The 21,815-nt window shown below is 35.6% G+C and carries 19 protein-coding genes; 10 read left to right on the plus strand and 9 right to left on the minus strand.

What is annotated here, in order from left to right:
* The first annotated feature begins 245 nt into the window (after positions 1 to 245).
* The 7 genes from C1634_RS09085 (at position 246) to C1634_RS09115 (ending at position 7,701) form a co-directional block, all read left to right on the plus strand.
* Positions 246 to 1,244 carry a LacI family DNA-binding transcriptional regulator gene (locus C1634_RS09085; RefSeq protein ID WP_109738271.1) on the plus strand — a complete coding sequence of 333 codons (999 nt, stop codon included), beginning with the start codon at positions 246 to 248 and terminating at the stop codon, positions 1,242 to 1,244.
* A gap of 507 nt (positions 1,245 to 1,751) precedes the next feature.
* Complete coding sequence (locus C1634_RS09090) at positions 1,752 to 2,642, plus strand: carbohydrate kinase family protein (RefSeq protein WP_109738272.1); 891 nt, start codon at positions 1,752 to 1,754, stop codon at positions 2,640 to 2,642.
* Between the two features lie 39 nt (positions 2,643 to 2,681).
* Positions 2,682 to 3,926, plus strand: a complete 1,245-nt coding sequence (gene fucP, locus C1634_RS09095) for an L-fucose:H+ symporter permease (RefSeq protein WP_109738273.1) — start codon at positions 2,682 to 2,684, stop codon at positions 3,924 to 3,926.
* A 3-nt stretch (positions 3,927 to 3,929) separates the two neighbouring features.
* Complete coding sequence (locus C1634_RS09100; RefSeq protein ID WP_109738274.1) at positions 3,930 to 5,339, plus strand: carbohydrate porin; 1,410 nt, start codon at positions 3,930 to 3,932, stop codon at positions 5,337 to 5,339.
* 27 nt (positions 5,340 to 5,366) lie between these two features.
* Positions 5,367 to 6,206, plus strand: a complete 840-nt coding sequence (locus tag C1634_RS09105; protein WP_109738275.1) for a sugar phosphate isomerase/epimerase family protein — start codon at positions 5,367 to 5,369, stop codon at positions 6,204 to 6,206.
* A gap of 124 nt (positions 6,207 to 6,330) precedes the next feature.
* Positions 6,331 to 7,206 carry a GTPase Era gene (gene era / locus C1634_RS09110; protein ID WP_103233612.1) on the plus strand — a complete coding sequence of 292 codons (876 nt, stop codon included), beginning with the start codon at positions 6,331 to 6,333 and terminating at the stop codon, positions 7,204 to 7,206.
* Positions 7,207 to 7,272: 66 nt separating this feature from the next.
* The gene (locus C1634_RS09115) at positions 7,273 to 7,701 is read left to right on the plus strand and encodes a DoxX family protein (RefSeq protein WP_109738276.1); all 429 of its coding nucleotides are present in this window, start codon (positions 7,273 to 7,275) and stop codon (positions 7,699 to 7,701) included.
* A gap of 65 nt (positions 7,702 to 7,766) precedes the next feature.
* Here the strand turns inward: C1634_RS09115 and C1634_RS25965 are convergent, their stop codons facing one another.
* Complete coding sequence (locus C1634_RS25965) at positions 7,767 to 7,916, minus strand: bacteriocin-like protein (protein ID WP_165835294.1); 150 nt, start codon at positions 7,914 to 7,916, stop codon at positions 7,767 to 7,769.
* A 120-nt stretch (positions 7,917 to 8,036) separates the two neighbouring features.
* Between C1634_RS25965 and C1634_RS09120 the strand changes: the two genes are divergently transcribed.
* On the plus strand, positions 8,037 to 10,439 hold the full coding sequence (locus C1634_RS09120) for a S9 family peptidase (RefSeq protein WP_109738277.1): 2,403 nt from the start codon (positions 8,037 to 8,039) through the stop codon (positions 10,437 to 10,439).
* A gap of 135 nt (positions 10,440 to 10,574) precedes the next feature.
* Here the strand turns inward: C1634_RS09120 and C1634_RS09125 are convergent, their stop codons facing one another.
* Positions 10,575 to 11,267: an HAD family hydrolase gene (locus C1634_RS09125; RefSeq protein WP_103233609.1), complete on the minus strand. Its 693-nt coding sequence runs from the start codon at positions 11,265 to 11,267 to the stop codon at positions 10,575 to 10,577.
* Positions 11,268 to 11,343: 76 nt separating this feature from the next.
* On the opposite strand from C1634_RS09125, the gene C1634_RS09130 reads away from it, so the two are divergent.
* Both C1634_RS09130 and C1634_RS09135 read left to right on the plus strand, forming a co-directional pair.
* The gene (locus C1634_RS09130; protein WP_103233608.1) at positions 11,344 to 11,907 is read left to right on the plus strand and encodes a Crp/Fnr family transcriptional regulator; all 564 of its coding nucleotides are present in this window, start codon (positions 11,344 to 11,346) and stop codon (positions 11,905 to 11,907) included.
* 432 nt (positions 11,908 to 12,339) lie between these two features.
* Entirely contained in the window at positions 12,340 to 12,843 is a 504-nt protein-coding gene (locus C1634_RS09135; RefSeq protein WP_109738278.1) for a GNAT family N-acetyltransferase, read from the plus strand.
* A 122-nt stretch (positions 12,844 to 12,965) separates the two neighbouring features.
* Here the strand turns inward: C1634_RS09135 and C1634_RS09140 are convergent, their stop codons facing one another.
* The 7 genes from C1634_RS09140 to C1634_RS09170 form a co-directional block, all read right to left on the minus strand.
* Entirely contained in the window at positions 12,966 to 13,454 is a 489-nt protein-coding gene (locus C1634_RS09140; RefSeq protein ID WP_103233607.1) for a hypothetical protein, read from the minus strand.
* A 103-nt stretch (positions 13,455 to 13,557) separates the two neighbouring features.
* Positions 13,558 to 14,919, minus strand: a complete 1,362-nt coding sequence (locus C1634_RS09145) for an MATE family efflux transporter (protein WP_103233606.1) — start codon at positions 14,917 to 14,919, stop codon at positions 13,558 to 13,560.
* Between the two features lie 102 nt (positions 14,920 to 15,021).
* Complete coding sequence (locus C1634_RS09150) at positions 15,022 to 16,206, minus strand: sigma-54-dependent transcriptional regulator (protein WP_109738279.1); 1,185 nt, start codon at positions 16,204 to 16,206, stop codon at positions 15,022 to 15,024.
* A 56-nt stretch (positions 16,207 to 16,262) separates the two neighbouring features.
* Positions 16,263 to 16,922 (minus strand): YggS family pyridoxal phosphate-dependent enzyme, encoded by a 660-nt coding sequence (locus C1634_RS09155; RefSeq protein ID WP_103233605.1) that lies wholly within the window; start codon positions 16,920 to 16,922, stop codon positions 16,263 to 16,265.
* A 90-nt stretch (positions 16,923 to 17,012) separates the two neighbouring features.
* Positions 17,013 to 17,876, minus strand: a complete 864-nt coding sequence (locus C1634_RS09160; protein WP_103233604.1) for a polysaccharide deacetylase family protein — start codon at positions 17,874 to 17,876, stop codon at positions 17,013 to 17,015.
* 305 nt (positions 17,877 to 18,181) lie between these two features.
* On the minus strand, positions 18,182 to 18,910 hold the full coding sequence (locus C1634_RS09165; protein ID WP_109738280.1) for a DUF72 domain-containing protein: 729 nt from the start codon (positions 18,908 to 18,910) through the stop codon (positions 18,182 to 18,184).
* A gap of 4 nt (positions 18,911 to 18,914) precedes the next feature.
* On the minus strand, positions 18,915 to 21,770 hold the full coding sequence (locus C1634_RS09170) for a heavy metal translocating P-type ATPase (RefSeq protein ID WP_109738281.1): 2,856 nt from the start codon (positions 21,768 to 21,770) through the stop codon (positions 18,915 to 18,917).
* Positions 21,771 to 21,815 lie beyond the last annotated feature (45 nt).

The following is a 21,815-nucleotide window of genomic DNA, read 5'->3' on the forward strand; positions in this document are numbered from 1 at the left end:
ATCTAAACGTTTAACCAAAAATATAACTAAATTAACATCAGAAGATGTAATTTTTGGTTAACATTAAATTAATATCAATAATCAAATTGTTTAAGTTGTTTATAATTAATGTTTTATATTTTATTTAATTCTAGAATTTAAAAAGAGGCGAAAATACAATAATTTTCCAGATAGCCAAAAAAATACGACTATTGTTTTGTTTATATTTTATAAGATACTTTTGTACCATAAACTGATAAAATAATATGAAGAGAGCTTCCATTAAGGACATAGCGAGAATTGCAGGAGTTTCTGTTGCAACCGTTTCCTATGTTTTAAATAAAAAAGAAGGAAGCAGAATAAGTGAGGCCACAAAAGTGAAAATTCTTGAAGTGGCTGAAACGATTAATTATACTCCCAATAAGATTGCAAAAAGTCTTAAAATGAGTGAAAGTAAGCTGATAGGACTTATTTTAGCAGATATTTCGAATGATTTTTATTCAAATATAGCAAGGAATATTGAAGATGAAGCCATGAAACTTGGTTATACACTGCTTATTGGAAGTTCTGATGAAAATCCTGAAAAATTCAGGAAATTAACAGAGCTTTTCTCTGAGCAGCAGGTAGATGGGATGATTCTGGCGCCAGTTGTAGACTCTGATGAAGCGGTTTTAAAACTGTTAAAAGAAGAATATCCTATCGTAACGATTGACCGTTATCTTAAAAATGTAAATATTCCCGGAATTATGATCAATAATTCTGAGATTTCGGAAAGCATTTGCGAATTTTTGGTTGAGAAAAATTTCGAAGAGATCATCTATATCGGATATGATACCAAGCTTCCTCATTTGTTAGACAGAAAGGAAGGATTTGACAAACGTATCTCCACGGCTGATATTCAGTATAAAAAGTTATTGATTGGTATCAATAATATCAGAGAAGAAATTTATAAAGGACTTGATGAAACTTTAGATCTTTCAAAAAAAACAGCTTTATATTTTTCAAGCAATAAGCTTGGGATTGCAGGATTGAGCTATTTAAATCAAAAAAACATTAAAGTTCCACAAGATGTATCGGTAATTGCTTTTGATCAGACAGAAGCGTACAGCCTTTTTCCAACTGAGATTAGTTTTGTGCAACAACCTCTAATGGAAATGGCAAGAGAAGCAGTGAAAATTCTTGATGCTCAGATTGATAATTATACCGTTGACGGTAGAAAAATAACCTTTCCTGCAAAATTGATTAATAGGAATTCGGTGAGATAAAAATTTCACGAATAAATTAAACGTTTAAGCTTATGATGAAAGAAAATTTTCATGCAGTTTGTTTTGGTGAAGTTCTTAAATCAAAAAGATATTAAAGTTCCACAAGATGTACCGTTGGAGGTGGAAAAATAAACTTTCCTGCAAAATTGATTAATAAGAAATCGGAGAGATAAAAATTTTACGAATAATTAAACGTTTAAGCTTATGATGAAAGAAAATTTTCATGCAGTTTGTTTTGGTGAAGTTCTTAAATCAAAAAGATATTAAAGTTCCGCAAGATGTATCGGTAATTGCTTTTGATCAGACAGAAGCGTACAGCCTTTTTCCAACTGAGATTAGTTTTGTGCAGTAACCTCTAATGGAAATGGCAAGAGAAGCGGTGAAAATTCTTGATGCTCAGATTGATAATTATACCGTTGGAGGTAGAAAAATAACCTTTCCTGCAAAATTGATTAATAAGAAATCGGAGAGGTAAAAATTTTACGAATAAATTAAACGTTTAAGCTTATGATAAAAGAAAATCTTTATGTAGTTTGTTTTGGTGAAGTTCTTTGGGATATATTTCCAGAAGGTACCAGAGAGGGGGGAGCGCCCTTCAATGTTGCATACAATGTATACAAAATGGGAACTGATGTTAAAATGCTAAGCAGAATCGGGAACGATGATCTTGGTAGAAAACTGACAGACCAAATAAAAGGATGGGGATTAACCACAGAATACATTCAGCTTGATAATAAACATCCTACAAGTACTGTAATTGCAAAAATTGATGAACATAATGAAGCAACTTATGATATTGTAAATCATGTAGCTTGGGATTATATCGAATTTTTACCTGAACATAAAGAATTGATAGCTAATGCCGAAGCTTTTGTTTTCGGAAGTCTTTCTGCAAGAAATCCAAAGTCTAAAGAAACACTTTTAAAGCTTATAGAATTCGCAAAACTTAAAATTTTCGATGTTAATTTCAGACCGCCATTCATTGATATTGATTTGATTAAAGAGCTTTTACACAAAGCCGATATCGTAAAAATGAATAAAGCTGAAATGAGACAAATCATGGAGTTCTTAAGCGAAGAATATATCAGCGAAGATGAGAGTGTAACTTTCATTCAAAATCACTTTGATATCAAAGAAATTGTACTTACAAAAGGAAGTAAAGGGGCTAGATATTTCGTTGGAGACAGAAATTATGGATTTGAAGCTGTTCCGATTAAAATTGCAGACACAGTAGGAAGTGGAGATGCTTTTCTTGCAGGTTTTATTTCTAAAAGAGTTCAGGGGAAAAGTCCGGAAGAAATTATGACGGAAGCAATTTCTCTTGGTGCTTTTATAACTTCAAAATCAGGCGCTTGCCCGGATTATGAGTATGAAGAATTTCAAAAATTTAAAAATTAGAACTTATCAATAAACTTTTAACATTCTAAAAACACACTTATGAATTCAGCTAAATTTACTGAAAAGAAATACCTTGTTGTATTCTCTTTCGTGATCTCCCTGTTCTTTTTCTGGGCTATTGCCCTGACGATGGGAGATGTATTGAACAAGCACTTCCAAAATGTGCTTAGTATTTCCAAATCAAAATCCGGATTGGTACAGCTTTCAATATTCGGAGCGTATGCTTTGATGGGAATTCCTGCGGGACTTTTCATGAAAAAATTTGGGTATAAATTAGGCGTTATTTTGGGATTGTCATTGTTTGCGGGCGGATGTTTCCTTTTTATTCCTGCAGCAAACAATATGTCTTTTGATTTCTTTAGAGTTGCACTATTTATCCTTGCGATGGGGATGGCGACTTTAGAAACTGTTGCTCACCCTTTCGTTGCGGCGTTAGGTGATGAGAGAACGAGTGACCAGAGAGTGAATTTCGCTCAGTCATTCAACGGATTGGGAGCGATTATCGGACCTTTGTTGGGTGGTTTTTTCATCTTTGGAGCAGGTCAGGAAGATAACTCTTTGGATTCTGTGAAAAGTTTGTATGCATGGATCGGAATCGTGATTTTAGTAATTACTATTATTTTCTTTTTCATTAAAGTTCCAAGTTTAAAAGATCCTCACGCGGAAGAAATTGAAATGTTGGAACATACAACAGGTGAAGATCACCACCACGACAGCGATCCAAATGCTCCGCTTTGGAAGCAAAGACACTTTATTTTTGCAGTTGCTGCTCAGTTTTTCAATATTGCAGCACAAGGCGGAACATGGGCATTCTTTATCAACTACGGAGTTGAAAAAATGCATCTTCAGGAAACTCAGGCTTCATATTATTTCTCTTTAAGTATGGCAATGATGATGATTGGACGTTTTGTTGGAACGTTTTTAATGAAATATATTGCACCTAATAAGCTTTTAGCAATTTTTACAGCTTGTAATATTGTGCTTTGTCTTATTATTTCTCAAAGTTTCGGATGGGTATCATTCATTAGTTTAATTATGTTGAATTTATTCTTAAGCGTAATGTATCCAACGATTTTCAGTCTTGGCCTTAAAAGATTGGGTAATAAGGTTCAGCAGGCATCATCTTTCTTGGTAATGGCGATGTTCGGAGGAGCAATTTTCCCACCAATTATGGGTAAAATTGCAGAAACAGACGTTGCTCATGCGTACTTATTGCCAATTATCTGTTATGTGATCATTATCATTTTTGCTTTAAAATTTTACAAACCAAAAACTCTGAAGTAGAATATGAACACAAATGTTTTTAAATATAGTTTTTGGCTTTTACTAATTGCTAGTCAAATTTTAAATGCGCAAATCATCATTACCAATAAAAAATTCTCTTTTGGAACAACGGGTAGGATCGGTGCGGCTTATTCCCCGAATGCGGATGGGCGTACAGGTAGGCAATTAAATCTTAATAATCAAGGTTCTTTGGGAGGAAGAATGGATCAGGGGGACTATGTAGATTTCCTACCGGCTTTTCATTTCACTCCTGTTGCAGGTGGCGACAGTACAAAAAGTACTAAAATTGATATGCAGGCGAGATTAAGTTTCTATTCTGGCGGAACATTTTTAGGAAACGTAGATTCGAAATCTAATCAGGGAATGATCGTTGCTTTACCGGAAGCTTTCGTTGAAGCAAGAAATATCATGGGAAGTGATTGGGATGTTTGGGCAGGATCCAGATGGTTGAGATTTAATGATGTACATATTGCAGATTATTTTTATTTTGATGATCATTCGGCGACAGGTTGGGGAGTAAAACATAAAAATACAAGCTTTTCCATGTTTTTTCCGGCAGCGATAGACACGGCAGCGAGTAATTCTACACCCTATTCTTATACGAATGTGATCAGCGGTACAAAAAGTTTGATTTACAGACAAAGAGAAGTATTTGTTTTGGAACATACTATTCCGTTTAAAAATGGCGATCATAAACTGAAACTTCTTGCGGAATTTCATAATGTAGATAAATCTGGAAAAAATTCTAAGGAAAATTATCCGTCAGATAAAGGCTGGGTTTTGGGAGCAAAATTAAATACAGATTTAAAAACAAAACTTCCGGGATCTTTTAACCAAATTTCCTTGAGATACGGAGGCGGAATTGCAAACGGTGGAGATGGCGGAAATACCCAAACATGGAGAACTTATGGAGCTCCAGATGAAGTTACAAAGACTTATAAAGGCGCGTACTCTTTAACTGCGGTTGAACATATTTTGTTAAATCTTTCTGATAGATGGTCTGTAAATGCTTATGCTGTTTATACTCAAAGTAAAGGTGGAGCAAACAGTGATAATAAAGCTGTCGATTATTATAACCGTGAAATCTTCAATAAAAAATCTGAATTTAATACAGGTTTAAGAGCAACTTATTATTTCAATAACTGGTTCCATATTGTTTCCGAATTGCATTTTGCAACAAGAAAAGACGGAACTCAGGATCCTGCATCAATGACAAAGTTAGTTTTAGCTCCAACATTGGTTCCTACTGCTGAAAGAAGCGTTTGGGCAAGACCACACATCAGATTGATCGCGGAATTTTCAAGATACAACGATCAGGCGATGAACAGTCTTTATTCTCCATTTTTGCAACAATCGGGAGCGAAAAGATTCGGAACTTACTTTGGCGTACGAACTGAGTGGTGGGTATTTTAAATGAATAATTAAAAATCAATAATTATAATGAATGTAAAATTTGGAGCTTCACTTCTTTCATGGATCACCCCAAACTGGAATTCTGAAGCCGGAAAGTATGCGATAGAAAAAACGGGAAAAGCAGGTTTTGATTTAATTGAAATTCTGCTTCCTCCGTCAATGGAATTCAATGCTAAAGAAGTAAAGCAGCAGCTTAAAGACAATAATCTTGATGTTGTTTGCTCATTAAATCTTCCAAAAGATGCTCACATTGCTTTCTATCCTAAAGTTGCAGAAAGGTTAATGAAACAGGCTGTAGACAAGACCTCAGAATTAGAAACAAATTTTTTAGGAGGTGTTCTTCATGGCGGAATCGGAGCGTTTTCGGGGAATCCTTTAACTGAAAATGAAGCTGAAATTATTGTTGAAGTTTGGAGTAAAGTTGCAGATTATGCCAAAGAAAAAGGCGTAAACATTGCAATTGAACCTATCAACCGTTACGAAACTTATGTTTGTAATACTGCAAAAAATGTTTTAGATCTGATCTCAAAAACAGGAAGAGATAATTTATTCCTTCATTTGGACACTTTCCACATGAATATTGAGGAAAATAATTTTTTTGATCCGATCATTCTTGCAGGAAACAAGTTAAAACACGTTCACATGACAGAATCTCACCGCGGAATGCTTGGTGAAGGTGCTGTAAACTGGAACGAATTTTTTAAAGCTTTAAAAGAAATCAATTTTGAGGGGAATCTGGTTTTAGAAAACTTTTCTTCTTCCATTCCCGGAATGCAGCAAATGGTTTCTTTATGGCAGAAATCTCCACACGATGCTGAGGAATTGGCTCGTGGCAGTTTAAAATTTATGAAAAATCATATCATTTAGTTCAATTTCATTTCCAGAGAAAGTCTTTCCTTAATTGGGAAGGCTTTTTTATTTTAAATCTTTCAACATTAGCCGTAAAGACCAATTTTGTTTTACTAACTTTGCGCTTTGTAATATTATTTTTATGCACAAAGCTGGATTTGTAAATATAGTTGGAAAGCCCAATGCGGGAAAATCGACCTTGCTAAACCAATTAATGGGAGAGAAGTTGGCGATTGTAACGCAGAAAGCGCAGACAACCCGTCACAGAATTTTTGGTATTTATAATGAAGATGATCTTCAGATTGTATTTTCTGATACTCCCGGAGTATTGGACCCAAAATACGGGCTGCAGGAAAAAATGATGGATTTTGTAAAGGACTCTCTACAGGATGCTGATGTTTTCCTGTTTATTGTAGATGTTACCGATAAAGCGGAACCATCAGAATTTTTAATTGATAAATTAAATAAAATCCCTGTACCCGTACTTCTTTTATTAAATAAAGTAGACCAGACTGATCAGGCAGGTCTTGAGAAACTAGTAGAAGAATGGCACAACAGAATTCCGAAGGCTGAAATTCTGCCTATTTCGGCATTGAATGCCTTTAATACAGAGATCATTTTACCTAAAATAAAATCTTTACTTCCTGAGAACCCTCCTTATTACGATAAAGATCAGTACACGGATAAACCCGAAAGATTCTTCGTAAACGAGGCAATCCGTGAGAAAATCCTTCTGAATTATGATAAAGAAATTCCATACTCTGTAGAAGTAGTCACAGAACAGTTCAAAGAGAAAGAAGGAATTATTTTTATCGACTCTATTATTTATGTAGAAAGAGATACTCAGAAAGGAATTATTATCGGGCACAAAGGAGAGGCTATCAAAAAAGTTGGAACAGAAGCAAGATTGGACCTGGAAAAGTTTTTCACCAAAAAAATTCACTTAAATTTATTTGTAAAAGTAAAAAAAGACTGGAGAAAGAACGATAGAGATCTTAAAAATTTCGGTTACAGATAAACTAAAACAGCCGGAATCCCTTTATATTAAAAGATTTTTATTATCTTAGTATAAATTTTTTAGTACATGAACTATAATAATTCAAATTGGAGCTCAATACCTAAAGATATTGTTTTATTAGCGGTAAGAGTCTTTGTTGGCTTTGCAATGCTTTCTCATGGTTTCCCAAAACTTCAGATGTTATTGGCGGGCGGTAAAATTGAGTTTTTCGATTTTATGGGATTAGGACCTCAGATATCGCTTATTCTTACGGTTTTTGCTGAATTTGTATGTTCAATACTACTTATATTAGGCCTCTTTACAAGAGTTTCTCTGGGATTTCTGATCTTTACGATGATCATTGCTGGTTTTGTAGTACATGGTGGAGACTCTTTTGAAAAGAGAGAAATGCCTCTTGTCTATCTTTCCGTTTATCTTCTGTTGATGGTAATCGGTGCCGGAAAATTTTCGGTAGACCATATGATCGAGAGAAGGAAAAGAGCTTCAGAATGGTAATTTAATCATAATAACAATAGAAAATAAAACAAGGCACTTCAGGAAATGAAGTGCCTTGTTTGTTCTTAATAATTGCAGTTAGGTAAGCACTCCCAAATCAGCTTTCCGTTTTCGTCTTTTACTCTGCAAGCCATATAGCCTGCATCACATAATGGTGCACTTCCTCCAATGATCGTTTTCAGATTGCTCTTTGATAATTTTTTTAAATTTTTCATATTATTTCAATTGGTCAGATAAAAGTAATAAAAAAACAGAATACAACACTAAAAAGTGTCTTATTTTTTTTAATTTTAAAGATCTTTTAAAATTCACTACATTAGTTGAAAATAAATTATATGAAGATAAAACTGACTATTTGCCTTCTGGCATTTCTCAATTTTTATGATGCACAGGAGAATATCACTTATCAGAAACCCTCTGCAGAAATCTTAAAACTGGCAGATTATCAAAGACCACCAAGTGTTTTGATGAACAGTAAAAAAGACTGGGTGGTGTTTACGTATCGTCCAACATATAAAACGCTGGAAGATCTTAGCCAGCAGGAAATGAAACTTGGTGGGCTTAGGATCAATCCGGTTACCAATATTTCAAGCAGTACCACCTACTCAAATAATCTGAAGATCAGAAAGATCAATGATAAAAATGAGATTCAGGTAAAAAATCTGCCTTCCAATCCAAAAATTACCTATGTTTCGTTTTCACCGGATGAAAAGAAACTGGCTTTTACCAATACAACTGCTAAAGGAGTAGAACTCTGGGTAGTAGATATGGAAACCGCTTCTGCTAAGAAAATTACGGCTGATAATCTGAATGCCAATTTAGGAATGCCTTATGTTTGGTATAATGATTCTCAAAGCTTCCTGATCAGGGCAATTCCACAAAACAGACCCGCTCTTATAGATGCAAGCAAAGATCTTCCAACAGGCCCGATTGTTTCAACAGCAGATGGTAAAGTTTCCCAGAACAGAACGTATCAGGATCTTTTGAAAAATCCTCAGGACGAAAAAAACTTTGAGACTCTTACCGCTTCGGAAATTTATAATGTAGATTTTTCAGGAAATCTTAAGAAATTGAAAGACCAGGATATGTATGCCGGCTTAAGTTTTTCTCCTGACGGAAATTATCTGATGGCTACAACAATCAAAAAGCCATTTTCCTATATCGTTCCTCTAAATAGGTTTCCTTCAACAACAGTAGTATATGATTCGAAAGGGAATGCTGTAAAAACAGTGAATGAAGTTCCTTTGAACGAAATCATGCCGAAAGGATTCTCATCGGTGAGAACCGGAAAAAGAGATATGGCATGGAGAAGTGATGCTCCTGCTACTCTTACCTTTGCTGAAGCTTTGGATGGAGGAGATCAGTCTAAAACAGCAGACTACAGAGACGAGGTATTTACCTGGGAAGCTCCATTTACAGCAGCTCCGAAATCTTTCTTCAAAACAAAACAGAGATATGATGATGTCGTTTGGACAAATGATCATTATGCCATTGTTTCAGAAGGCTGGTATGACACAAGAAATACAAAATCTTACCTGATAGATACCAATAATGGAGAATCTAAAATTTTCGATGATAGAAATTATCAGGATGTTTACAGTGATCCGGGAAATTTTAACACAACGAAAAACCAGTACGGGAAATATGTCATCGATATGAAAGGTGGAAAAGCCTACCTGATTGGAAATGGATTTACCAAAGACGGACAGCATCCTTTTATCGATGAAATGGATGTGAAATCACTGAAAAAGAAAAGACTTTACACTTCTAATATAAAAAATGGGAAGGAAGAAATCATAGATATCCTAAATGCTTCAAAGGGGGAAATTCTTACGACTCAACAGTCTCCAAGCCTTTATCCTAATTACTTCAAAAAGAATATTAAATCCAATAAAGCAGAAGCTGTAACCAACTTTGCCAATCCTTTTGAAAGTATCAAAGACGTTTACAAAGAAGTAATTACATATAAGAGAAATGATGGAGTTACCTTAACAGGAACGCTGTATCTTCCTGCCAATTACGATAGAAAAGCGAAAAAAGAGAAGCTTCCGTTATTAATTTGGGCTTATCCTACAGAATATAAAGATAAAAATACGGCAGGGCAGAACACTCAAAACCCGAACGATTTTACATTCCCATACTACGGATCTTTTGTGTACTGGACAACGAAAGGATATGCAGTTCTTGATGATGCCGCTTTCCCAATTATTGGAGAAGGAAAAACAGAACCTAACGATACATTTATCCCACAATTGGTAGCGAATGCTGCGGCTGCAATTGATGCAGTAGATCAACTGGGCTATATCGACAAAAAGAAAGTAGCTGTAGGGGGACATTCTTATGGGGCATTTATGACGGCAAACCTTTTGACACATTCTAACCTTTTTGCATGTGGAATTGCCAGAAGTGGAGCTTATAACAGAACTTTGACTCCATTTGGGTTCCAGAGCGAGCAGAGAAACTATTGGGACATTCCGGAGATCTATAACAAGATGTCTCCATTCATGAATGCAGACAAAATGAAGACACCACTTCTTCTGATTCACGGGGATGCAGATAACAACCCTGGAACTTTCACTTTACAAACAGAAAGATACTTCCAGGCTTTGAAAAATCTGGGTGCTCCGGTAAAAATGGTTCTTCTTCCAAAAGAAGCCCACGGATACCAGGCTAAAGAAAATATCTTACACCTTTTATGGGAACAGGATCAGTTCCTTGAAAAGTGTCTGAAGAAATAAAATAAAAAAGAGACTGTTTATCACAAACAGTCTCTTTTTTTTTGATGAAAAATAGAATAAGGAAGTTAAGATATTATCTAAATATACTTGCTTAAAGCGAAGCTCATCTTAATGATCTTACCCTTTTAATCCTCCTTAATAAAGAAACTTCAGGATCTCATCAATATTTTTAAGCTCCATAAAATTCGGATGTTCCAGGTTAACATCATGCTGTTCATGGCTCCATGTGACGTGATAAGGAATATGAGCTGCAGATCCACCGATTTCCAATACCGGCAAAATATCGGACTTTATAGAATTTCCAAGCATCAAAAAGTTCTCAGGCTGGCAGTCCAGATGTTTAAGGAGTTTTTTGTAGTCATTTTCTTTCTTATCACTCATGATCTCAATGTGATGGAAATAGTCCTGTAATCCTGAATTTTTCAGTTTGCGTTCCTGATCCAGAAGATCTCCTTTTGTGGCGACAACCAGTCTGTATTTTCCCTTTAAGGTTTCAAGAGTCTCTGTAACCCCATCCAACAATTCAATGGGCTTTTGAAGAAGGTTATGGCCAAGTTGGATCGCTTTGTTTACCAGTTCTAGGGACGCTGTATTGTTGGAAACTCTGCCGATGGTTTCAACCATACAAAGCATGAATCCTTTTACTCCGTAACCGTATAAATGAAGATTCTGCATTTCTGTTTTAAACAATTCCTGTGACACAGAATGCTGTGGCAGATAGTCTTCAAGCAATATACAGAATTCTTTTTCTGCTTCCTGAAAATAAGGCTCATTGATCCAAAGCGTATCGTCTGCATCAAAGGCTATCGTTGTAATATGATTATTCATTTTTGTTTTGTAATTTTCTGTCCTCAAAATTCAGAATAAAAAATAAATAAGCAAAGGACATTTGTCCTGGATTCATATGTTACGAACAAATCAGGCATTTTCAAGTTATTTTGAAGAACTTTATCATAAGCAGAAAGTTGGGGAAGAGATCATCGTAAAGTCTTTTTCCCAGGATGAAAATATATTGATACAAGATCAGCCGCTGTCAAAGGTTATGTTGATCAAAGAAGGAATAGCCAAATGTTATTTTACCGAAGAAAACGGAAAGGAATATATTGTTGAATTTCTTGGAAACGGTGAAATCCTTGGAGAAGTAGAATTGATTAAAAATATCAACTGTTTATGCGGGGTGAAAGCAGTATCTGAAGTAACCGTTTATGAAACGAATATTTCTTATTTTAAATCTTTGATTAAAAATGATCTTACCCTGAATCATTTATTACTGGATTCATTCGCAGAAAGGATTATCAATACTTCCAGCAGGGCATCCTATCAACAACTATATACAGTAGAACATACTTTAACACAATTACTGAATATGCAGTCCAAGCAAGGCATTCAGATTTCTAAAGAGGACATGGCGGCCTATCTGGGAATTACAGTAAGAAGCTTGAATAGAATCTTAAAGGATTTGAAATAACTTTGTTGGAAAATCGCAAAGGCGCAAAGTTTTTTCAATCCATATTTGAAATTTTTAAAGAGTAAGAAAATCGAAAATTTTCAGCAAATAAAAGGGAGATTAATTTTTCCTCGTTGATTGAGGAGATTTTGCAGATCTTTCTATTATAACCTGCAAAATTTACATAATCAGCGAGCAGTAAAAATTAGCAATATTCAATTTTATCGAAGATAAAATCTTTGCGTCTTAAAAAACATCAACTGTTTAAATCATTGCGCCTTCGCGATTTCCAACAAAGAAAGATTTTATTTTAATCCTATTTTTAGCTGAAGTATGATTGATCTTAGGGGTGTGTTTCTTTTTAATATTAAAATTTGATAAAATAATTAAATTTTAAAGGGGTGTTTTTAAAATTTAGTATTTTTGCATAAAATTAAGTTGAATATTATCTTCATGGAAAAATTAAAATTCAGAAATGCTGAATTGGCTGATTTAAACAAAATCGTAGCCATCTATAATTCAACAATTGCTTCAAGAATGGTGACTGCAGATATGGAAGAAGTCTCTGTAGAAAGCAAACTAAAATGGTTTGATGAACATAATCCTCAGACAAGACCACTTTGGGTTGTTGAAGATGACCAGGATCAAATCATTGGATGGGTAAGCTTCAGTTCATTCCATGAAAGAGCCGCATATAACGGTACAGTAGAGGTAAGTATTTATCTGGATGAAAATTGTAGAGGAAAAGGATACGGTAAAACCATTCTTCAATACTGTATTGATAATGCTGGAAAATTTGGAGTAAAAAATCTGGTAGCACTTATTTTCCTTCATAATGAACCGAGTTTGAAACTTTTCAGAAACTTTGGTTTTGAAGATTGGGGAAGTCTTCCTAATGTAGCTGTTCTGGATGGTGTGGAAAGAAGTTTGAAGATTTTAGGAAAGAGGATAGATTGATTTATGCAACACTTATATGTTATGAAAATCTGCATAATCCGTAAGATCTGCGAGAGAATATAAAAGAGGCTGGTTCAACCTTGAAGCATCTTTAATTTTTACTCTGTAGAGCTATTTTGTTCTCATTTCTGATAATATATATTAATAATTTTATTCCTCCAATTTTGCATTTGTTTAATAATCTCCTCAAGATCTTTTTGGGGATTTAATGCAATAATCCCATTGTAGACAGGATAATCATGAATATTTAAGTTGTAATGGTTTAAAGCTTTTTGCGGGAACTCCAGCTCGTTTTTTATATACTTTGCCAGGATGAAAATTAGTGAAATATTGGGTTCTGAGTAGTAGAGTTGAGAGTTGTCTTCTTCATCAAAAATTTTAAAATCCGTTAATATTGTTTCTAAATAGTGTTCAAAAGCTAAAATGGCTAGATTGTATATTGATTCATGTTCATATTTTTCATTGATAGTTCCCCACCAATCAATACCTAGTTCTTCACATCTCAGATATGTCAGGGCATCGTTTAGCCCTTTGATAATAATCTTCAGCCTTGATACAGCCATATCAAAACTGATTGAATGACTCCGAAGTTGTTCTGTACTTAATTCCATCAGTTATTTTTTATTTTCATAGTTACTAAATTAAAAGTAATAAAATTCAATAAAAAACGCAGAGCTAAAAAACTCTGCGTCAATATTTACTTATATTTTTATTTTATGAATTCTGCTTAATTCTTTTAGCAGACATATTCAAGAATCGTTTCACCAGGAAAACAGCCGATACTGTCAATCCTAATCCGAGTGCGATCCACATTCCAAATGCTCCCATTTCAAGGGTTACACATAAGAAATATCCTAAAGGAATGGTGATCACCCAATAAGCAATGAAAGTATAGATTGATGGGATTTTCACATCCTGTAATCCTCTCAGCATTCCTAAGGCCGTTACCTGTACTCCGTCAGAAAGCTGGAATAAAGCGGCGATAATCATTAGTTTTGAAGCCAAGGTAATCACTTCCACTTCTTCTTTTTTCGTAAAGAAAGTAGGGAGTATGTTTCTGCCCAAAATAAATACCAATCCACAGATACACATGAAGATAAAAGCAATTTTCAGGTTGTTGATTCCTACTTTTCTCAGTTCAACAAAGTTCTGCTCACCCAATTTTCTACCGATCATTACGGTAGAGGCAACACTGAACCCTACACATAAGTTGAAGGTAAAGGAAGCCATACTTAAAGCGATCTGGTGAGAAGCAATATCATGAGCAGAAATCAATCCGCAGATAAATGCTGCCCCGGCAAAAGCAGTTACTTCAAAAAACATTTGTAAAGCCGTAGGTAATCCCAGTCTTACCATTTTATCAAACATCTGTTTTGAAAAATCCTGAACTTTTAAAGAGAAATCTTTGATATAACGTCTTGTTCTTTCTTCTTTTACCAAAACAAAATAAAGGAAAACCACCATGAAAATTCTGGAAATCAAGGTTGCCAGTGCGGATCCCTGTACCCCCATTGCCGGAATTCCCCAAAGTCCTTTGATGAAAACATAGTTTAAGGCAATATTGATGATATTGGCAATAATAGTTGCCTTGGTAACGCCAATAGTATAAGATAGCCCTTCAGAAACTTCACGAAGGGTCTGAAACGCCATAATTGGGATCATACTGACCACCATGATACTTAGGAAGCTTACGGTGTCCGGAATGATCTTGGCAGGTTGTCCGGAGTGATTGAGGAGTGGCATACCCATCAGTAAAATGACCATCAGAATAACCCCAACAGACATATTGATGATAAATCCGTGGCTAAATACAGAATTGATGGTTGCATGATCTTCTTTTGAGTGTGCTTCCGAAACCAATGGAGGAATCGCGAATGAGAAGCCCAGTGCTAATACAAATATGGAGAAAAATACAGCATTCCCCAATGAAACGGATGCCAGTGCATCAGCACCCAAGAGTTGTCCGACAATAATATTATCGAATAAGTTTACCGAAACTTGCCCCACCTGAGTAAGCATTACAGGCAGAGCCAAAGTCAGGCATTCTTTCGTATAGTTTTTGTTTAAAAAGTTCATAATATTTTAAGATTCATATAGTTTATAAATTAAATAGGGGCAAAAAAAAATTTGCAGTGAGTACACTGCAAATTTTTATAATATCGTAAATAATATCGTCTATTATTTCCTTACAAAACTTGCAACGTCACTTTCAGAAACAGTGTTTCCACCAAGAATAATTAACCTCTCAACGACATTTCTTAATTCTCTGATATTTCCAGTCCATGAAAGAACTTTTAAAGCGTCAATAGCTTTATCATCAAACTTTTTCATAGCAGTACCATGTTCATCAGCAATCATACCTGAAAAATGGTCAACCAATAATTTGATATCTTCTTTTCTTTCATCCAATGGTGGAACATAGATTTCAATAACAGAAAGTCTGTGGTAAAGGTCTTCTCTGAATTTTCCTTCTTCAATTTCCTTCTGCATATTTTTATTCGTTGCTGCAATTACTCTTACATCAACTTTGATTTCTTTATCACTTCCCACAGGAGAAACTTTGCTTTCCTGAAGAGCTCTCAATACCTTTGCCTGAGCAATAAGGCTCATATCTCCAATCTCGTCAAGGAAGATCGTACCACCGTTAGCCTGCTCAAATTTTCCTTGTTTATCTTTAATAGCACCCGTAAAAGATCCTTTTACGTGTCCGAAAAGTTCAGATTCAATAAGCTCAGACGGAATTGCAGCACAGTTTACCTCTATCATCGGGCCTCTTGCACGCTCACTTTGATTGTGGATAGCATGAGCAACCAATTCTTTTCCGGCACCATTGGGTCCTGTGATCAGAACTCTGGCGTCAGACACGGCTACCTTTTCGATCATATCCTGGATCTTTTGAAGAGCAGGAGAGGTACCGATCATCTGGTATTTTTTGTTGACTTTCTTCTTTAAGGTTTTATTTTCGGTCTGAAGATTTTTGTTTTCTTTCTTCAAAGTTTCCTTAACCAATGCATTTTTCACACTCGTGATCAATCTGTTGATGTCAATTGGCTTGGAGATAAAATCGTATGCGCCCTCTTTCAAACAGGAAACAGCAGAATCAATATCTGCGTGGCCTGAGATCATGATAAAAGTAGTTTCTGGTTTTAATGCGAGACTTTGCTTCAAAAGCTCTGTTCCTGAAAGTTTAGGCATTTTGATATCAGAAATCACCAATGCGAAATCTTCTTTTTCTACCTGTTTGTAACCTTCAAGGCCATCTTCTGCGATAACAAATTCATAATCGGTTAGTTCATCCGAAAGAATACTATGAAGTACTCCTGAGATTGCTTTTTCGTCTTCTACTATAAGGATTTTTTGCATAGTTGCAAATTTAAATTTTTTGTTTCAATTATTAGCAAAAACCATACCTAAATATTCTATTTTGAGTAGTCTCGTCTCCCAAAAATGGCAGATCCAACCCTCACAGAATTAGCCCCGCACTCAATGGCTACCGGGAAATCATCACTCATTCCCATTGATAAGGTATTCAATGTTTTTAGTTGATTTAATTCATCAAAAAGACCCTTCAGTATTAAAAACTCATTTCTTACCTGCTGTTCATCATCCGTGAATGTTGCCATTCCCATTAAGCCGGTAATTTCAATATTGGGAAATTTACCTTCAGCATATTGTTGAAACAGGTCTTTAGCTTCTGAAATTTCAAGGCCAAATTTACTTTCTTCCGCCGCAATTTTTACCTGCAAAAGAACTTTAATGACTCTGTTGTGTTTTCCAGATTCCTTGTTGATTTCTGCCAATAATTTTTCAGAATCCACACTTTGTATGGTATCAATAAAAGAAGCAATGTACTTGACCTTATTGGTCTGCAAATGACCGATCAGATGCCATTGGATATCATCAGGAAGAAGAGGGGACTTCTCCATCAGTTCCTGCACCTTATTTTCTCCAAAAACTTTTTGTCCCAGATCATACACTTCCTGAACGGCAGAAGCCGGATGTGTTTTCGAAACAGCAACCAGCTGAACGCCGGATGGCAACTGATCTTTTATAGCGATGTAATTTTCTTTAATACTCATAGATGCAAATTTCCGAAAATTCCCCGAAGGTTCAAAGCTCAGGGGATTAAAGTTTAAGGTTGTGGAGTCTGGATTTTCCAGCCAGATGTTTTAATTCAAAACTTCATTGATCTTAGGATACTGAGAGATTTTTCTGAAAACAAACCTGTTCCTTTTCTGCAATTTTTCAATAAACATATCCAGCTCGTTGATAGAATCTGCATCTCTTAGATATTGGTCGTGGGTAAGGAAAACAAGATGTCTTGACGTTTTTTCAAGGTCGTTAAAGAAAATACTGTCTACTTTCTTGATCATCGCTTCATGGCTTCCTTTTAAAGTCATTTTTTGGGAAGGTCTCCATTCAAGATCCCAGCCGATCACTTTATAACCTGCTTTTTTAAGACCGTCTGCTGAGGCCGTGGAGCTTTTGATATCGGTTACGTTAATATTATTGAGTCTCCAGATATTTCTTCCCGGAGTTCTTGCTATTTTATCTGAAAGCTTCAGGCTGTCTTTGGCGATATCAAAATCATGAACTACAGCATCAGCATTTTTATAAAAATCGGTGTATTTGTTGTGGGCATGAGTAAAGCTGTGATTCGCCAGCTCTATCAGTGGATTTTGCTTCAGAAGCAGTAAGTCATCTTTCTGTTTCTTGCTTCCATAGGCGTGTTTTCCCACCAAAAAGGCAGTTGCACAAACATTTCTTTTGTCAAGGATTTTTAAAAGATTTTCGGTTCCCTGATTGGGACCATCATCGAAGGTAAGGTAGATCACTCTTTTATCCGGGTCTACATTTTCATCATCCATTTTAGGAACTATTTCTGCGGCAGGATGTTCTTGTGAATTGACGACGGGGTCATTCACCTCATTCTTGAAATTACAGCTGTTCAATAAAACTGAAGTTGCACTCACCAATGCAAACACCCCGAGAAAAGTCGCATTTTTTGACTTTCCTGCAAAAATTTTTTTCATAAAGATAATGGAATTTTAAATTGTTAAAAATCGTTAAAAATAACAATTGAAAGTTAACAAATTATATGCCATGCTGTACACTTATTTTTCTTTTTAAGCTTATTTTAAGAACTTTATTGTAAGGCAATTTTCCTTTTAAACCCCAATTGTAAATGTATGTTTTTCTTTTCTTTAAATTTTAACATTTATAAATGTGAAACCAATAGTCTTTCTCTATTTATGTTGAATTAAAAATATTTTCATAGAGTGGGGAATTATTTTTATTTTAACAAAAATTAGAAAATTGGAAAAGAAGATAACCGGTTCTATTCTAAAATACTTTTTAAATACAAGGCATTTCGAATAGCAGCGGTTCCCCATGTATTATTGAAAAAAATAAAAAGGGTCTGTTTATGATTCTTAATTTTTTCAGCGAGCTCATTCATGAAATTTTCGCTGTATTCTGATTTGTAAAGCATGGGTTTTCCATGAAGTCTGTAATAGAGGGTTTGGGGATGATTGATGATGATGTCTTCAGGAAGATCACCCGGAAAACTGACACCGGAAAAAACAATATTATGGGCTTTTAAAAGATCAAAAACTTCTTTTTGCCACCATGAGCGGTGACGGAATTCAATCACATTCAGAAAAGCATGATCCATACTATTGATAATACGTTCTGTATTTTCTGGCGTGTTTTTAAAGGAAGGGGGAAATTGGTATAGAAATCCGGATAGCTTCTCTTTCAGATTGCTTTGAATATGATTGCAGAATACTGCGATTTCTTCTTTAGAATTTTCAAGTCGGTTTTCGTGAGTGATGGATTTTGGAATTTTAATAAAGAACCTGAATGCCTCAGGTGTTTCATCGTACCACTTCTGAAGTGTTTTTGCTGTAGGTTTCCTGTAAAAGGTAGAATTGATCTCTACTGCGTTGAAAGTTTTTGAATATAAAGAAAGAAAGTCTTTACCAGGTGTATTTTCAGGATATAAAGACCCTTTCCAGTCGTTATTATAAAATCCTGAACATCCTATGTAAAGACTTCCTTTTTTCATACTGTTATTTTATATTCAGATCCACTGAGTTTAATCTCAACGAATTCAGAATCACAGATAAAGAGCTGACGCTCATCGCCGCTGCAGCTATCATTGGTGATAAGAGAATTCCAAAGAATGGATACAATAATCCTGCCGCTACCGGAACTCCCAACACATTATAGATAAATGCGAAGAATAAATTTTCTTTAATATTTTTGAGAAGCTTTTCACTGAGTAGTTTTGCTTTTGCCACTCCTAGAATATCTCCTTGTAATAAAGTGATTTCGGCACTTTCAATCGCTACGTCCGTTCCTGTTCCCATCGCAATTCCGATATTGGATTGGGCAAGAGCAGGGGAGTCGTTGATCCCATCTCCGGTCATAGCAACGATTTTACCTTGCTGCTGTAGTTTTTTTACTTCATTCAGTTTATCCTCAGGAAGGCAATTGGCTTTGAAATGTTTGATTCCTAATTCATCGGCTACAGCTTTGGCGGTATGCTCGTTATCACCGGTCATCATGATTACATCGATACCTTCGCTCATCAGCTGTTTCACTGCTTTTTTAGAGCTTTCTTTGATTTTATCTGTAAAGCTTATGAAGCCAAGCACCTGCTGATCCTGTGCGATATAAGAAATCGTGTGGGCTTTTGACTGTACTTCTATCGCTTTTTGTTTTAAAGTCTCCGGAATCTGGATCTGATGGGTCGTCAACAGGTTTTCATTTCCTAAATAGGTGGTTTTACCATTAATGTTTCCTTTTATTCCTTTTCCAGAAATGTTTTCAAACTGATCTACTTTTTCTACGGTTATATTTTCTTCTTTTGCTCTCTTTATAACGGCATTGGAAAGCGGATGTTCGGAATTTTGATTCAATGAAAAGGCCAGTTTTAAAATCTGATTCTTATATTCATGATCTACCGTTTCAATATATTCTACGGAAGGTTTTCCTTCTGTTAAAGTTCCTGTTTTATCAGTGATTAAAATATTTACTTTATGCATCTGCTCAAGAGCTTCAGCATTTTTGATCAGGATTCCGTTTTTAGCACCTTTCCCGATTCCTACCATTAATGACATTGGAGTCGCCAGTCCAAGGGCACAAGGACATGCGACGATTAAGACCGCAACAGCATTTACGAAAGCAAATAAGCTTCTTTTTCCTTCCGGTCCGAAAAACTGCCATAGAATAAAAGTAAGCACAGCAATAAGGATGACCACAGGAACAAATACTTTTGAAACCTTATCTGTCAGCTTCTGGATAGGAGCTTTGCTTCGGCTGGCTTCATTCACCATTTTAATGATCTGTGAAAGCAATGTTTCATCACCTACTTTTTCCGCTTTCATGATGAATACCTGATTACCATTTATCGTTCCCGAAGAGACCTTGTCATCTACACTTTTTTCAACAGGGATCGGCTCTCCGGTAATCATACTTTCATCTACTATAGAATTTCCTTCCGTAATTTTTCCATCTACCGGAATTTTTTCACCGGGTTTTACCTTTAGTAAGTCTCCTATTTTTACCTGAGAAAGCAGAACTCTTTTTTCTTCACCATTTACCATGAGATTGGCTTCATCGGGGGAAAGGTTCATTAATTCTTTGATGGCATTTCCAGTTTTTTTATGGGCTGCAGCTTCCATTAACTGACCTAAGATAACAAGGGTTAAAATCACACAGACCGCTTCAAAATACAACGGAATTTCATGATTATGACCACGGATCTCATGCGGAATAATATCAGGGAAAATTAAAGCTGCAATACTGAAGATAAATGCTGCTGCTACGCCTAAAACAATAAGGCTGAACATATTAAGATTCCATGTTTTAAAAGAAACCCATCCTCTTTTTAATAAGAACCAGCCGGAATAAAACATCACCGGAAGAGTCAGAGCAAGTTCAATGAACCCCTGAATCTGATGTGAGAAAGGGAAATTGATAAACATTCCTCCCATGGAAAGAATAAAAACAGGAATAGTAAATGCTAATGAAGCAATGAACTTTCTCTTTAATATAGTATAGGTTTCATCTTCATCATCATCACTGCTGTCAGGCATTCTTACGAGATCCATCCCACAGATCGGGCAGTCTCCCGGTTCGTCACGGATGATTTCCGGATGCATCGGACAGGTATATTTTGCCACTTTCTTTTCCGGATATTTTACAAGGTCCATTCCGCAAACGGGACATCCTACATTAGAATCATAGGTTTTATCCCCTTCACAATACATGGGGCAATAGTATCTGCCAGCCATTTCATCAGTCACTTTTGGAGCCTCATGATGATGGCCGTGATGCTCATGATGAGAATGGGAATGAGAGTGATGTGAGTCTGCTTTTTGTGCAAGCTCTTCAGTAATCGGCTCCAGGTCCATATGGCAAACCGGGCATTCTCCTTTTTCATCATATACCTTATCACCCTCGCAAAACATTGGACAGTAGTATTTTCCGATACTGTCTTTAAAATTTTCAGGAAGATTGGTTGCTGAATAAGTTGGTTTATGATTAGGATCTTTGGCCAGTTTTTCTTCAATAGGTACGAGGTACATTTTACAGACAGGACATCTTTCACCCTGTTTGAAATATACTTTATCTCCTTCGCATTCCATTGGACAATAGTATACTGAAGACGGAGATACCCGGTCCTGAGGTTTTACAAAACCTTTCTCAGGATTATTGGGATCTTCAAGTCTGTATTTTCCTATTTCCGCCAAAGCATCATTTAAAACTGAAAGTTTCACTCCATGATCAGAAGTGATTGTTGCGGTATTGTTTTCCAGATTTACATCGGCTTTAACACCATCAATACTGTTCAGTTGATTGGATATCTTTTTCTGGCAGCCGGAACAGGTCATTCCGAGTATTTTATACTGTTGGTCCATGATTCTTAAATTTATAGTACAAATTTCCAAAATGGAATTCTAAGG

The organism is Chryseobacterium viscerum (assembly GCF_002899945.2).
GTDB classification, from domain to species: domain Bacteria; phylum Bacteroidota; class Bacteroidia; order Flavobacteriales; family Weeksellaceae; genus Chryseobacterium; species Chryseobacterium viscerum.

Excerpts from the sequence above, each read along its gene's own strand:
- C1634_RS09125 (WP_103233609.1), bottom strand. The coding sequence starts at position 11,267 with ATGAATAATCATATTACAACGATAGCCTTTGATGCAGACGATACGCTT.
- C1634_RS09170 (WP_109738281.1), bottom strand. The coding sequence starts at position 21,770 with ATGGACCAACAGTATAAAATACTCGGAATGACCTGTTCCGGCTGCCAG.
- C1634_RS09115 (WP_109738276.1), top strand. The coding sequence starts at position 7,273 with ATGAACTATAATAATTCAAATTGGAGCTCAATACCTAAAGATATTGTT.
- C1634_RS09120 (WP_109738277.1), top strand. The coding sequence starts at position 8,037 with ATGAAGATAAAACTGACTATTTGCCTTCTGGCATTTCTCAATTTTTAT.
- C1634_RS09100 (WP_109738274.1), top strand. The coding sequence starts at position 3,930 with ATGAACACAAATGTTTTTAAATATAGTTTTTGGCTTTTACTAATTGCT.
- C1634_RS09090 (WP_109738272.1), top strand. The coding sequence starts at position 1,752 with ATGATAAAAGAAAATCTTTATGTAGTTTGTTTTGGTGAAGTTCTTTGG.
- C1634_RS09155 (WP_103233605.1), bottom strand. The coding sequence starts at position 16,922 with ATGAGTATTAAAGAAAATTACATCGCTATAAAAGATCAGTTGCCATCC.
- C1634_RS09105 (WP_109738275.1), top strand. The coding sequence starts at position 5,367 with ATGAATGTAAAATTTGGAGCTTCACTTCTTTCATGGATCACCCCAAAC.
- C1634_RS09085 (WP_109738271.1), top strand. The coding sequence starts at position 246 with ATGAAGAGAGCTTCCATTAAGGACATAGCGAGAATTGCAGGAGTTTCT.
- C1634_RS09160 (WP_103233604.1), bottom strand. The coding sequence starts at position 17,876 with ATGAAAAAAATTTTTGCAGGAAAGTCAAAAAATGCGACTTTTCTCGGG.
- C1634_RS09145 (WP_103233606.1), bottom strand. The coding sequence starts at position 14,919 with ATGAACTTTTTAAACAAAAACTATACGAAAGAATGCCTGACTTTGGCT.
- C1634_RS25965 (WP_165835294.1), bottom strand. The coding sequence starts at position 7,916 with ATGAAAAATTTAAAAAAATTATCAAAGAGCAATCTGAAAACGATCATT.
- C1634_RS09165 (WP_109738280.1), bottom strand. The coding sequence starts at position 18,910 with ATGAAAAAAGGAAGTCTTTACATAGGATGTTCAGGATTTTATAATAAC.
- C1634_RS09135 (WP_109738278.1), top strand. The coding sequence starts at position 12,340 with ATGGAAAAATTAAAATTCAGAAATGCTGAATTGGCTGATTTAAACAAA.
- era (WP_103233612.1), top strand. The coding sequence starts at position 6,331 with ATGCACAAAGCTGGATTTGTAAATATAGTTGGAAAGCCCAATGCGGGA.
- C1634_RS09130 (WP_103233608.1), top strand. The coding sequence starts at position 11,344 with ATGTTACGAACAAATCAGGCATTTTCAAGTTATTTTGAAGAACTTTAT.
- C1634_RS09140 (WP_103233607.1), bottom strand. The coding sequence starts at position 13,454 with ATGGAATTAAGTACAGAACAACTTCGGAGTCATTCAATCAGTTTTGAT.
- C1634_RS09150 (WP_109738279.1), bottom strand. The coding sequence starts at position 16,206 with ATGCAAAAAATCCTTATAGTAGAAGACGAAAAAGCAATCTCAGGAGTA.
- fucP (WP_109738273.1), top strand. The coding sequence starts at position 2,682 with ATGAATTCAGCTAAATTTACTGAAAAGAAATACCTTGTTGTATTCTCT.